A 13,312-nucleotide genomic window follows, 5' to 3' on the forward strand; every position below is an offset into this window, starting at 1 on the left:
ATGAAAGGCCGCCTGCTGGATGCCATCCCGCTTAACAGCCTGACAGGCGTGGGCGCGGCGCAAAGCAATAAGCTGGCAAAAATTGGCCTACACACCGTGCAGGATCTCCTGCTTCACCTCCCCCTGCGTTACGAAGACCGCACTCAGCTCTACAAGATTGGCGATCTCCTTCCCGCCATTTACGCCACCGTTGAAGGCGAAGTCCTGAACTGCAACATCACCTTCGGCGGACGCCGGATGATGACCTGCCAGATCAGCGACGGCACCGGCATTCTCACCATGCGTTTTTTCAACTTCAGCGCGGCGATGAAAAACAGCCTGGCGACGGGCCGCAGGGTGCTGGCCTATGGCGAAGCCAAACGCGGGAAATACGGCGCAGAGATGATCCACCCGGAGTACCGCGTGCAGGGCGATCTCAGCACGCCGGAAATGCAGGAGACGCTCACCCCGGTTTACCCGACGACCGAAGGCATCAAGCAGGCGACGCTGCGTAAGCTCACCGATCAGGCGCTGGAGCTGCTGGATACCTGCGCAATTACCGAGCTGCTGCCGCCCGAGCTGGCGCAGGGCATGATGAGCCTGCCCGAGGCGCTGCGAACCCTGCATCGACCGCCGCCAACGCTGCAGCTCAGCGATTTAGAAAGCGGCAAACACCCCGCCCAACAGCGTCTTATCCTTGAGGAATTACTGGCACATAACCTGAGCATGCTGGCGCTTCGCGCGGGCGCGCAGCGTTTCCACGCCCAGCCCTTAAGCCCTCGTGATGAGCTCAAAGATAAGCTGCTGGCCTCTCTGCCGTTTAAACCCACCGGCGCGCAGGCGCGCGTCACCGCCGAGATTGAACGCGATATGGCGCTCGACGTGCCGATGATGCGCCTGGTGCAGGGCGACGTGGGCTCCGGTAAAACGCTGGTTGCCGCCCTGGCGGCCCTGCGCGCGATTGCCCACGGTAAACAGGTGGCGCTAATGGCGCCGACCGAGCTGCTGGCTGAACAGCACGCCAACAATTTCCGCGCCTGGTTTGCGCCACTCGGGATTGAAGTGGGCTGGCTTGCCGGGAAGCAAAAAGGCAAAGCGCGCCTTGCGCAACAGGAGGCTATTGCCAGCGGGCAGGTGCAGATGATTGTCGGCACGCACGCTATCTTCCAGGAGCAGGTGCAGTTTAACGGTCTTGCGCTGGTGATCATCGACGAGCAGCACCGCTTCGGCGTGCATCAGCGTTTGGCATTATGGGAGAAAGGGCTGCAGCAGGGCTTCCACCCGCATCAGCTGATCATGACCGCCACGCCGATCCCGCGCACCCTGGCGATGACCGCCTACGCCGATCTGGATACCTCCACCATCGACGAACTGCCGCCGGGCCGTACGCCGGTCACCACGGTCGCCATTCCCGACACGCGCCGCAGCGATATCATTGACCGCGTGCGCAACGCCTGCACCCAGGAAGGGCGTCAGGCCTACTGGGTCTGTACGCTGATTGAAGAATCTGAACTGCTGGAAGCGCAGGCTGCCGAAGCCACGTGGGAAGAGCTTAAGCTGGCGCTGCCGGAGCTGAACGTGGGTCTGGTTCACGGACGCATGAAGCCCGCTGAAAAACAGGCGGTGATGCAGTCGTTCAAACAGGGTGATTTGCATTTGCTGATCGCCACCACGGTGATCGAAGTCGGCGTGGACGTCCCGAATTCCAGCCTGATGATCATCGAAAACCCGGAGCGTCTCGGCCTTGCCCAGCTCCACCAGCTGCGCGGGCGCGTCGGCCGTGGCGCGGTTGCGTCCCACTGCGTTCTGCTCTACAAAGCGCCTCTTTCCAAAACCGCCCAGATGCGTCTTCAGGTGCTGCGCGACAGCAACGACGGTTTTGTGATTGCGCAAAAAGACCTGGAGATCCGCGGCCCGGGCGAACTGCTGGGCACGCGTCAGACGGGGAACGCCGAGTTCAAAGTGGCGGATTTGCTGCGCGATCAGGCCATGATCCCAGAAGTTCAGCGCCTGGCTCGCCATATTCATGAACACTACCCCGAACAGGCGGCAGCGTTAATTGAGCGCTGGATGCCGGAAACCGAGCGCTATTCCAACGCCTGATTTCAGGCAAACATCGGCAGCATCAGATACAGCTTAATCACCAGCGCGTTGACGATATCAATGAAGAATGCGCCAACCATCGGGACCACAAGAAACGCCATGTGCGATGGCCCGAACCGTTCTGTGATCGCCTGCATATTGGCGATAGCCGTTGGAGTGGCCCCCAGACCAAACCCGCAGTGACCCGCCGCCAGCACCGCCGCATCGTAGTTTTTGCCCATCATGCGCCAGGTCACGAACATGGCGTACAGCGCCATAAACAGCGCCTGTACCGCCAGAATCGCCACCATCGGCAGCGCCAGCGAGGCCAGCTCCCACAGCTTGAGGCTCATCAGCGCCATCGCCAGGAACAGCGACAGGCAGACGTTGCCGAGCACCGATACCGCCCGTTCAAACACGCGGTAGAAGCCCATCAGCGCCAGACCGTTGCTCAGGATCACCCCGATAAACAGCACGCAGACAAACGTCGGCAGTTCAAACGCGGACCCCGCCAGCCATTGAGCAACCACTTTGCCCACGGTCAGGCAGATGGCGATCGTCGCGATGGTTTCAATCAGCACCAGCGAGGTAATGCTGCGCCCGACGTCCGGCTTTTCGAACGCGGTCGGCACCAGCTCATCGTCAGGCCTGCCGTTCGGCGTGGTGGAGTGCTTAACCAGATACCGCGCCACCGGGCCGCCAATCAGGCCCCCCAGCACCAGGCCAAAGGTCGCACAGGCCATCGCCACTTCCGTCGCGTTTTCAAACCCGTAGCGCTCGATGAACAGCTTGCTCCACGCGGCCCCGGTTCCGTGACCGCCCGAAAGGGTAATCGACCCCGCCAGCAATCCCATCAGCGGATCCAGCCCCAGCAGCGTTGCCATGCCGATGCCAATGGCGTTTTGCATCAGCAGCAGCCCCACCACCACAATCAGGAATACGCCGAGCACCTTACCGCCCGAGCGCAGGCTCGCCAGGTTGGCGTTCAGGCCGATAGTGGCAAAGAAGGCCAGCATCAGCGGATCTTTCAGGGACATATCAAAATCGATTTCCCAGCCCATGCTTTTTTTCAGTATCAGCAGGGCCAGCGCCACCAGCAGGCCACCGGCGACAGGTTCAGGAATGGTGTATTTCTTCAGAAGGGAAACGCTATGTACCAGCTTGCGACCAAGCAGAAGAACCAGCGTTGCGGCAACAAGGGTCGACAACGTATCGAGATGAATCATAAAAGGCTCCTGTAATGCGCGTGTTCCATACACACGCGGCGTTATCCTGGGCCGGGTTGCGCTCTTCATGAGCTCCCGGCGCAAAAAGTGTAATTTTTTTTCCCCACGCGTTGTAGAAAACCTGCTCACAGCAGCAGATTTTCTTCCCTTTTTTTGCTGGCAATCGTTTGCTTTTACCAGGTGGTCAGATAAAATGCCCACTTTTCCACCGTGGGATTGCCGCCGATGTCCGTTAACACCATAGAGTCGCCTGATGCGCAACCGATTGCGCAGAAGCAAAATAGCGAACTGATTTACCGCCTTGAAGACCGCCCGCCGCTGCCGCAAACGCTTTTCGCCGCCTGCCAGCATCTTCTGGCAATGTTTGTTGCGGTGATCACCCCGGCGCTGCTGATTTGCCAGGCGCTCGGTTTACCGGCGCAGGACACGCAGCACATTATCAGCATGTCTCTCTTCGCCTCCGGCGTGGCCTCGATTATTCAAATTAAAGCGTGGGGTCCGGTGGGGTCGGGATTATTGTCGATTCAGGGCACCAGCTTTAACTTCGTGGCACCGCTGATCATGGGCGGTACGGCGCTGAAAACCGGCGGTGCGGATGTTCCGACCATGATGGCGGCGCTGTTCGGCACGCTGATGCTGGCCAGCTGTACGGAGATGGTGATCTCCCGCGTTCTGCATCTGGCTCGCCGCGTCATCACCCCGCTGGTTTCCGGCGTGGTCGTGATGATTATCGGCCTGTCGCTGATCCAGGTGGGCCTGACGTCCATCGGCGGCGGCTATGCCGCAATGAGCGACCACACCTTCGGCGCGCCGAAAAACCTGCTGCTGGCGGGTGTCGTGCTGGCGATCATTATTCTGCTTAACCGTCAGCGTAACCCTTACCTGCGCGTCGCCTCGCTGGTGATCGCCATGGCGGCGGGCTACCTGCTGGCGTGGGCGCTGGGCATGCTGCCGGAGAACACCGCGCCGACCAACAGCGCGCTGATCGTCGTTCCTACGCCGCTGTACTACGGACTGGGCATTGACTGGGGCCTGCTCCTGCCGCTGATGCTGGTCTTTATGATCACCTCTCTGGAGACCATCGGTGATATCACCGCCACCTCGGACGTCTCCGAGCAGCCGGTGTCCGGCCCGCTGTACATGAAGCGCCTCAAAGGCGGCGTGCTGGCGAACGGCCTGAACTCGTTTGTCTCTGCGGTATTCAACACCTTCCCGAACTCCTGCTTCGGTCAGAACAACGGCGTGATCCAGCTGACCGGCGTTGCCAGCCGCTACGTCGGTTTTGTGGTGGCGCTGATGCTGATCGTTCTCGGCCTGTTCCCGGCGGTAAGCGGCTTTGTGCAGCATATCCCTGAGCCAGTGCTGGGCGGCGCGACGCTGGTGATGTTCGGCACTATCGCGGCCTCCGGCGTGCGTATTGTCTCCCGCGAGCCGCTGAACCGCCGCGCGATCATGATTATCGCGCTGTCGCTGGCCGTTGGCCTGGGCGTGTCCCAGCAGCCGCTGATCCTGCAGTTTGCGCCTGACTGGGTGAAAAACTTGCTCTCTTCCGGCATTGCCGCGGGCGGTATCACCGCTATCGTTCTGAACCTCGTTTTCCCGCCTGAAAAGAACTGATCATCTTCACGGCAGGTAGTCAATGCCTGCCGTGACATCTAATTACACCATTCCCGCCTTGAGGATTGCGCATAAATCGTGCATAACTCCCTTATGTGCGTTTTGCGGGATGGAAGACCATGAAATTTATTGGAAAGCTCCTCATCTATCTTCTGGTAGCCCTGCTCATTGTGCTGCTGGCGCTCTATATTCTGCTCCAGACCCGCTGGGGCGCGTCTCAGGTCAGCAGCTGGGTGACGGTGAATACCGACTACGAACTCAGTTTCGACAAGATGAATCACCGCTTTTCGTCGCCTTCCCACATCATTCTGGAAAACGTCACCTTCGGTCGGGACGGTAAACCCGCCACGCTGGTTGCCAAAAAAGTCGATATCGGCCTGAGCAGCCGCCAGATAACCGATCCGCTGCATATGGACACCATCACCCTGTTCGACGGCACGCTGAATCTCTCGCCTCAAACGGCACCGCTGCCGTTCCAGGCGGATCGCCTGCAGCTGAACAATATGGCGTTTAACAGCCCGAATACCGAATGGGACCTGAGCGCGCAAAAGGTCACGGGCGGCGTCAGCCCGTGGCAGCCGGAAGCGGGCAACGTGCTGGGGAACAACGCGCAGATCCAGATGAGCGCGGGCTCGCTGACCCTGAACGGCGTACCGGCAACCAACGTGCTGATCGAGGGCCAGCTTAACGGCAGGGAAGTGGTGCTGAAAACGATTGGCGCCGATATGGCCCGTGGCTCGCTTACCGGCTCCGCCCTGCGCAACGCCGACGGGAGCTGGATTATCGACACCATGCGCCTGAATGAGATCCGCCTGCAGAGCGATAAAACGCTAATGGCGTTCTTTGCGCCGCTGGCCTCCATCCCTTCTCTGCAAATTGGTCGTCTGGACGTGACCGACGCCCGGCTTCAGGGCCCGGACTGGGCGGTGACCGATCTCGATTTAAGCCTGCGCAACCTGACTCTCAGCAAAGGCGACTGGCAGAGCCAGGAAGGCCGCCTGTCCATGAACGCCAGCGAGTTTATCTACGGCTCCCTGCATCTGTTTGACCCGATCCTGAATGCGGAGTTTTCCCCGCAGGGCATGGCGCTGCGTCAGTTCACCTCCCGCTGGGAAGGCGGCATGGTTCGCACGTCCGGTAACTGGCTGCGCGATGGCAAAGCGCTGGTGCTGGACGATGTTGCCATCGCCGGGCTGGAGTACACCCTGCCGCAGAACTGGAAAACGCTTTGGATGGAGCCCCTGCCGGAATGGCTGAACAGCGTCACGCTGCAAAAATTCGGCCTGAGCCGTAACCTGGTGATCGACATCGATCCTGCCTTCCCGTGGCAGATCACCTCTCTGGATGGCTATGGCGCAAACCTGCAGCTGGTGAAAGATCGCCAGTGGGGCGTCTGGGGCGGCAGCGCGACCCTGAACGGCGCGGCGGCGACCTTTAACCGCGTCGACGTGCGTCGTCCATCGCTGGCGCTGAATGCCAACGCCGCCACGGTTAACATTACCGACCTGAGCGCCTTTACCGAGAAAGGTATTCTTGAAGCAACGGCGACGGTTTCACAGCTTCCGCAGCGGCAGACTACGGTGAGCCTGAACGGGCGCGGCGTGCCGCTCAACGTGCTGCAGCAGTGGGGCTGGCCTGCGCTGCCGATTGCGGGCGACGGCAATATTCAGCTCACCGCCAGCGGCAACGTGCAGGCAAATGCCCCGTTGAAGCCAACGGTGAACGGCAAGCTGAACGCGGTGAATATGGATAAACAGCAGGTACAGCAGACGATGACGGGCGGAGTGGTTTCAACACCGGTGCAATAAACAAGCAGGGTGGCGCAAGGTAAATGCAAAACGGCAACCCTGTTGCCGTTTTTGATGTTTGTTCCCTCTCCCTGTGGGAGAGGGTCAGGGTGAGGGCACCAGACCGCATAATTATCGTAGGCCCGGTAAGCTAAGCGCCACCGGGCATTTTTCCAGCTCAGAAGTGAACCACCACCTCATTTCCCTCCGCTTTCACCACCACGCCCCACTCGCTGCCAGCGTGTGAACCGCCCTTCACGCCGCTCACCTTCTGCACGTTGCGCAAGCACACCGACCAGTTTTGTGCGTCTCCCGCACCGGTAAAGGTAACGATGTCGCCCCGACGTGACGCCTTCAGCGTATACGCCACGGAGCCGTCCGCCGCAGGCACTTGGCTCACCGCCGTTGCGCCGTCGTCCAGGTTAAACAGCTGGAAGGCCGTCCCCTCATTCCACGCGTAGTCCGGCTTCTGGTTGTTGCTGCCCAGCACCAACAGCGTGTTGTCGCGCACGTAGACCGGCAGGCTCATGAAATCGTGCTGCTGCTTATGCCAGCGGCTGCCCTGAATTTCGTCGTTGTGCCACAGGTGCGTCCAGCGTCCTTCCGGCAGGTAGAACTGCACGTCGCCCGCCTCGGAAAACACCGGCGCCACCATCAACGAATCCCCCAGCATGTACTGGCGGTCGAGGTAATCGCACGCCGGATCGTCCGGGAACTCCAGCATCATCGCCCGCAGCATCGGCGTGCCAAACTCGCGCGCCAGCGCCGCCTGACGATACAGATACGGCATCAGTTGACACTTCAGCTGCGTGAAGTGGCGCACCACGTCGCAGGACTCGTCATCGTACGCCCACGGCACGCGGTAGGATTTGCTGCCGTGCAGGCGGCTGTGGCTGGAGAACAGCCCGAACGCGCACCAGCGTTTGTAGACGTGCGCCGGAGCGGTGTTTTCGAACCCGCCGATATCGTGGCTCCAGAACCCGAAGCCGGACAGGCCAATCGACAGCCCGCCGCGCAGGCTTTCGGCCATCGATTCATAGTTGGCGTAGCAGTCGCCGCCCCAGTGCACCGGGAACTGCTGTGCACCGACGGACGCGGAGCGGGCAAACAGCACCGCCTCTTTCTCCCCCACAGTCTCTTTCAGCACGTTCCACACCAGCTCGTTATAGATGTAGGCGTAGTGGTTGTGCATCTTCTGCGGATCGGACCCGTCGAACCACTGCACGTCCGTCGGGATACGCTCGCCGAAGTCGGTCTTGAAGCAGTCGACGCCGATGTCCACCAGGCCTTTCAGCTTATCGGCATACCACCGGCACGCCTCCGGGTTGGTGAAGTCATAAATCGCCAGCCCCGGCTGCCATTTGTCCCACTGCCACAGGGAGCCGTCCGGGCGCTTGAGCAGGTAGCCCTTCTCTTTCAGCTCCCGGAAGATCGGGGATTTCTGGCCGATGTACGGGTTGATCCACACGCAGACCTTCAGCCCTTTCTCCTTCAGGCGGCGGATCATCCCTTCCGGGTCCGGGAAGGTCACCGGGTCCCACTCGAAATCGCACCACTGGAAGGCCTTCATCCAGAAGCAGTCGAAGTGGAAGACGTGCAGCGGAAGGTCGCGCTCGGCCATGCCGTCGATAAAGCTGTTTACCGTCGCTTCGTCATAGTTGGTGGTGAACGAGGTGGTGAGCCACAGGCCGAACGACCAGGCAGGCGGCAGCGCCGGACGCCCGGTGAACTGCGTATAGCGGTTCAGCACCTCTTTCGGCGTCGGGCCGTCGATCACGAAGTATTCGAGATATTCCCCTTCCACGCTGAACTGCACTTTGGAGACCTTCTCGGAGCCGACTTCAAACGAGACGTTCTCGGGGTGATTCACCAGCACGCCGTAGCCGCGGTTGGTCAGGTAGAACGGGATGTTTTTGTAGGACTGCTCGGTGCTGGTGCCGCCGTCGCGGTTCCAGGTTTCGACCGTCTGGCCGTTGCGCACCAGCGCGGTAAAGCGCTCGCCCAGACCGTAGACCGTTTCCCCCACGCCCAGATCCAGACGTTCGAATACGTAATTGCGATCGGTATTGCTGTCCTGCACGTAGCCGTTATTTTTCAGCTGGCTGCCGGTAATGCGCTGGCCGTTGCGCAGGAAATCCAGCGCCCAGAACTCACCTTTGGTGACGCGCGCGCTGACGCTTCCGCTTTTCAGCTCGGCAAAATCGGCGTTGTTTTCAATCTCTACCTTCACGTTTTTCAGAACGTTCAGCGGATAGTGCGGGCCGTTATTCAGCGCGCCCTGGAAGTGCTCGATGCGCACCCCGACAATCCCTTCCTGCGGGGCAAACAGGCGCACCGTGAACATCAACGTGTCGAGCTGCCAGGTGCGCTCGCGAACATCGCGCGGCGCCACATACACCACCAGATCGTTGCCCTGCTGCTCCACGTCGAACACCTGAACCGGATACGTCACGTTCAGGCCCGGTTGAATAAGCCAGTTTCCATCACTGATTTTCATGCTCTCGTCCTCTTAGTTCTGTAATTCTTTGCTGACCGGCAGGTTTTCAAATTCCTGCTGATTGCGGCGCGCACCCTGCGCCAGCTCGCCAAGGATTTTGGTCAGGAAGGGGGTTTTCAGCGTGTAGTAGCGTTTGGCGATAATGGCGCTCAGCACGTAGCAGACCGCCGGGGCCAGGGTAAACAGGCCGATAATGATGCTGATGGTCGCGCCGTTCTGGGTTTTGGCTGCCGCGTCGTAGCCGCCGCCTGCCAGCATCCAGCCGATCATCGCTCCGCCCAGCGCCAGGCCGAGCTTCAGCACGAACAGCGTGCCCGCAAAGCTGATGCCGGTCAGGCGTTTGCCGTTAGTCCATTCGCCGTAGTCGACGGTATCGGACATCATCACCCACTGAATCGGCGTCACCAGCTGGTGCAATACGCCAATGACGAAGATAAAGGCGAACATCAGCACGGTGGCGTGCATCGGCACGAAGAACATCGCCACGCTGACCACCGCCAGCGCGGCGTTGGTCCACCAGAAGATGCTAACCTTGCACTTCCAGTCGGTGAGGGGTTTCGCCAGCGCGGAGCCGATCAGGTTGCCGACGCAGTAGGTGGTGAGGAAGGCGACGAACACCTCCGGCGAGCCCATGATCCAGGTGCAGTAGTACATCATCGCGCCGCCGCGCACGCAGACGGCGAGGATGTTGAGGATGGTGAGCACCCCGACGATGCGCCACTGATCGTTGTGCCAGATGTCGCGCAGGTCTTCCCGCATGGAGGTGGTGCTCGGCGGCACCTGAATGCGCTCTTTGGTGGTAAAGAAGCAGAACGCCAGCATCAGGAACGCGACAACCGACAGCACGGCGATCCCGCCCTGGAAGCCGAACGCCTTATCGTCGCCGCCAATCAGGTTCACCAGCGGCATCATCAGCACCGTGGAGAGCATGCCGCCCGCGGTCGCCAGCACAAAGCGCCAGGACTGAAGGGAAATACGCTGCGTCGGGTCACTGGTGATCACGCCGCCAAGCGCGCAGTAGGGGATGTTGACCACGGTATAGAGCAGGGTCAGCAGCGTGTAGGTAACAGCGGCGTAAACCATTTTGCCGTTGAGGCTGAGGTCCGGCGTGGTGTAGGCCAGCACGCAGACGATGCCGAACGGGATGGCGCCGAACAAAATCCACGGACGGAACTTGCCCCAGCGGCTGCGGGTGCGGTCGGCAATCAGCCCCATGCACGGGTCGGAGATCGCATCCAGCGCGCGCGCCAGCAGGAACATGGTGCCAACAAACCCGGCGGGAATGCCGAAAATATCGGTGTAGAAAAACATCATGTACAACATGACGTTATCAAAAATGATGTGGCTGGCGGCGTCTCCCATGCCGTAGCCGATCTTCTCTTTTACTGACAATACTTCGCTCATCTTTTTTATCCTTCACGCTGTAGGGGGCGCTGAGACCGGTTACAGAGTTTTAAACCATTGTTTCAGGAGCGGGTATTGCGTTTTCTGGTTAGCAGATTACGTTTCTTGTTTTTTGTGATCGCGGTAAATACTGGTGAGCACGAAAGGCTAACCTGAGGATTTTCTTAAGAATTAGCTGAAACAGGGGGGTACAGGTCAAAAGAGCGGTGAAAAAAGTGTGCGGGGGGATGTGGTAAATGCCTGAAAGTAGCTATAATGCGCCCCGCCTCCATGTAGCAATCGAGGCGCGGAAGATCGTCATCTCCGGTGAGGTGGCTGGACTTCAAATCCAGTTGGGGACGCCAGCGTTCCCGGGCAGGTTCGACTCCTGTGATCTTCCGCCAAATATCATCTCTCCATATCCGACAAAGTCCTTTGAAAGCATAATTTACAGCAACTTATCTAATAACATCATCCGTGTCAGTCCGAGGGAATCTCCCTAAATCCACGAAAAATATGTATAGTGTTATGTATAATTTTTTTATACACAGATTTCACTTATACACATGCCGCTTACAGACATACAAATCCGACGCGCTAAGGCACAAGACAAGCCCTACACCCTCAATGATGGACAAGGCTTATCGTTGCTCATAAATCCAGACGGGAGCAAAGGATGGAGGTTCCGCTACCGGTTTGCAGGAAAAGCCCGGTTGATGTCATTTGGTTCCTACAGTCTCGTCTCGCTAGCAGAGGCTCGCGACAAACGCGATACAGCACGCAAACAGGTAGCAAATGGCATTGATCCAGTTGAAGAACGCAAAGCTAAAAAGCTGGCACAGCAGCTCTCAACAGAAAACTCATTCGAAGCCATATGCCGGGAGTGGCATTCAAACAAAGCCGATCGCTGGACAGTGGCCTACCGTGAAGAAATCATTAAGACATTTGAGCAAGATGTTTTCCCATTCATTGGTAAACGCCCTATAAAAGAAATCAAACCTCTGGAGCTGCTTGAGGTGCTACGACGAATAGAGAAGCGTGGAGCGCTGGAGAAGACCAGAAAAGTGCGCCAAAGATGCGGCGAGGTCTATCGCTATGCAATCATAACTGGCCGTGCTGAATACAATCCTGCACCTGATTTAGCCATCGCTCTAGCTGTTCCGAAGCAAAAGCACCATCCGTTTTTATCCGCCGATGAGCTACCTCATTTTGTTAGAGATCTTGAAGCGTATACCGGCAGCATCATCACGAAAAATGCGACTAAGATTGTTATGCTAACTGGCGTAAGAACTCAGGAGATGCGCTTTGCTACGTGGGAAGAAGTAGACCTTGAAAAGGGGATATGGGAAATACCGGCAGAACGAATGAAAATGCGCAGACCGCACATTGTGCCTTTAACAACTCAGGTAATCGAACTCTTCAAACAACTCAAGCCTATTACTGGCCATTATCCTTATATTTTTATTGGCAGAAACAATCGCAGCAAACCAATTTCGAAAGAAAGCGTATCACAAGTAATTGAATTGCTTGGTTACAAAGGTCGTGCTACAGGTCACGGATTTAGACATACAATGTCGACAATTTTACATGAAAAAGGTTTTGATACTCAGTGGATTGAATTACAATTAGCCCATATAGATAAAAACTCGATACGAGGGATCTATAATCATGCTCTTCATATAGAAAACAGAAGAAAAATGTCACAGTGGTATGCAGATTATTTATATTCTGAGGTGAATTATGGATAATAGAAAAATAGAAAAAATACTAAGAAAAAACAGAATTATTAATGCACGATTTGCAGGTTATTTTGCAAGCTTCACAAGTTTGTGGAACGCATTATTTGCTCCTATTATCATTGGTCTTGGTGTGTCGTATGTTTTTCAAAAAAAAGATATCACCAATGGAATAAGTGATTTCTTTTTTATAGCATGCATAATGTTTTTCATTCTCCATTTGATCCTTGCATGGGGTGCTAAATATTTGGACAAAAAAGATGACTCTACAATCGAGCTTGGTGAATTAACAAAAGAATATAATGATAGAGTAAGTGAGATTGAGATAATTCGTGAGAGAATGGTACATGAAGACAAATTATCTACCACTCAAAAACTTGTTATTTATTTAACAACATTGCAAGTTAATAGTCACATTCGTAAGATTCTTATTGCGAATAAAGAGAAAAAATTGACTCTTGCAGATTTCCCTATTGATACTGCAAGTTTTTTTTCGACCGTTCTAGGCTATTTATCCAGAAACAGAGAAACACTATTTAGTTACAAGAGTGAGTCAAAGTTTAATATTGCCCTTTACATCTACAACAAAGAAACAAATCATTTAGAAGTCATATCTAGAATATGTGATGATAGAATTACCAAGAAAAACAGGGCTTGGAAACCTGGATTTGGCCACGTTGGTTTGACTTATTTGCATAAAGAATTAAAGATATGCCCTGACATTACTAAAAGTAATGAGTTAAAAATATCTAATCCTGCTGATAGGAAGAATTATTGTTCATTTCTTTCAGTTCCTATTCTTGCCTATCAGCAAAATTCCAATGAAGAAGAATGCCTTGGGGTTCTTGTTCTAACAAGCGCCCTGCCTGACCAATTCTCGCTTGAGAGGGACCGCGATTTCCTTTTGAATCTTAGTTCATTAATAGCAATATATTCAGAAGTCATTTACAAAATGTATGTAGATACACCAACAAATTAACGTCAAACTTCAGTGGCAATCGCTCA

Annotated in this window: 8 protein-coding genes and 1 tRNA gene; 6 read left to right on the plus strand and 3 right to left on the minus strand. The window is 56.3% G+C overall.

What is annotated here, in order from left to right; genetic code table 11:
* Window positions 1–2,082 (plus strand): ATP-dependent DNA helicase RecG, encoded by a 2,082-nt coding sequence (gene recG / locus ACOTZC_RS15310; protein WP_421635854.1) that lies wholly within the window; start codon window positions 1–3, stop codon window positions 2,080–2,082.
* Between the two features lie 2 nt (window positions 2,083–2,084).
* On the opposite strand, the gene gltS is transcribed toward recG, so the two are convergent.
* The gene (gene gltS / locus ACOTZC_RS15315) at window positions 2,085–3,287 is read right to left on the minus strand and encodes a sodium/glutamate symporter (RefSeq protein WP_023309880.1); all 1,203 of its coding nucleotides are present in this window, start codon (window positions 3,285–3,287) and stop codon (window positions 2,085–2,087) included.
* Window positions 3,288–3,512: 225 nt separating this feature from the next.
* Here gltS and xanP point away from each other — a divergent pair, with 225 nt between their 5' ends.
* Window positions 3,513–4,904, plus strand: a complete 1,392-nt coding sequence (xanP, locus tag ACOTZC_RS15320; protein WP_023309879.1) for a xanthine/proton symporter XanP — start codon at window positions 3,513–3,515, stop codon at window positions 4,902–4,904.
* 119 nt (window positions 4,905–5,023) lie between these two features.
* Window positions 5,024–6,712 carry an AsmA family protein gene (locus tag ACOTZC_RS15325; RefSeq protein ID WP_421635855.1) on the plus strand — a complete coding sequence of 563 codons (1,689 nt, stop codon included), beginning with the start codon at window positions 5,024–5,026 and terminating at the stop codon, window positions 6,710–6,712.
* 157 nt (window positions 6,713–6,869) lie between these two features.
* Here ACOTZC_RS15325 and yicI read toward each other — a convergent pair whose 3' ends face one another.
* Window positions 6,870–9,188, minus strand: a complete 2,319-nt coding sequence (gene yicI, locus ACOTZC_RS15330) for an alpha-xylosidase (protein ID WP_421635856.1) — start codon at window positions 9,186–9,188, stop codon at window positions 6,870–6,872.
* A 12-nt stretch (window positions 9,189–9,200) separates the two neighbouring features.
* Window positions 9,201–10,592 (minus strand): glycoside-pentoside-hexuronide family transporter, encoded by a 1,392-nt coding sequence (locus ACOTZC_RS15335; RefSeq protein ID WP_047173737.1) that lies wholly within the window; start codon window positions 10,590–10,592, stop codon window positions 9,201–9,203.
* 288 nt (window positions 10,593–10,880) lie between these two features.
* Between ACOTZC_RS15335 and ACOTZC_RS15340 the strand changes: the two genes are divergently transcribed.
* The 3 genes from ACOTZC_RS15340 to ACOTZC_RS15350 all read left to right on the plus strand — a co-directional run bounded on the left by ACOTZC_RS15340 (window position 10,881) and on the right by ACOTZC_RS15350 (window position 13,286).
* A tRNA-Sec gene (locus ACOTZC_RS15340) sits at window positions 10,881–10,975 on the plus strand.
* A gap of 162 nt (window positions 10,976–11,137) precedes the next feature.
* Window positions 11,138–12,319, plus strand: a complete 1,182-nt coding sequence (locus tag ACOTZC_RS15345) for a tyrosine-type recombinase/integrase (protein WP_047737315.1) — start codon at window positions 11,138–11,140, stop codon at window positions 12,317–12,319.
* Complete coding sequence (locus ACOTZC_RS15350; protein WP_047737313.1) at window positions 12,312–13,286, plus strand: GAF domain-containing protein; 975 nt, start codon at window positions 12,312–12,314, stop codon at window positions 13,284–13,286. Before ACOTZC_RS15345 ends, ACOTZC_RS15350 begins: the two co-directional genes overlap by 8 nt.
* Window positions 13,287–13,312 lie beyond the last annotated feature (26 nt).

Source organism: Enterobacter cloacae complex sp. SHL009 (assembly GCF_049237205.1).
Lineage (GTDB): Bacteria > Pseudomonadota > Gammaproteobacteria > Enterobacterales > Enterobacteriaceae > Enterobacter > Enterobacter cloacae_M.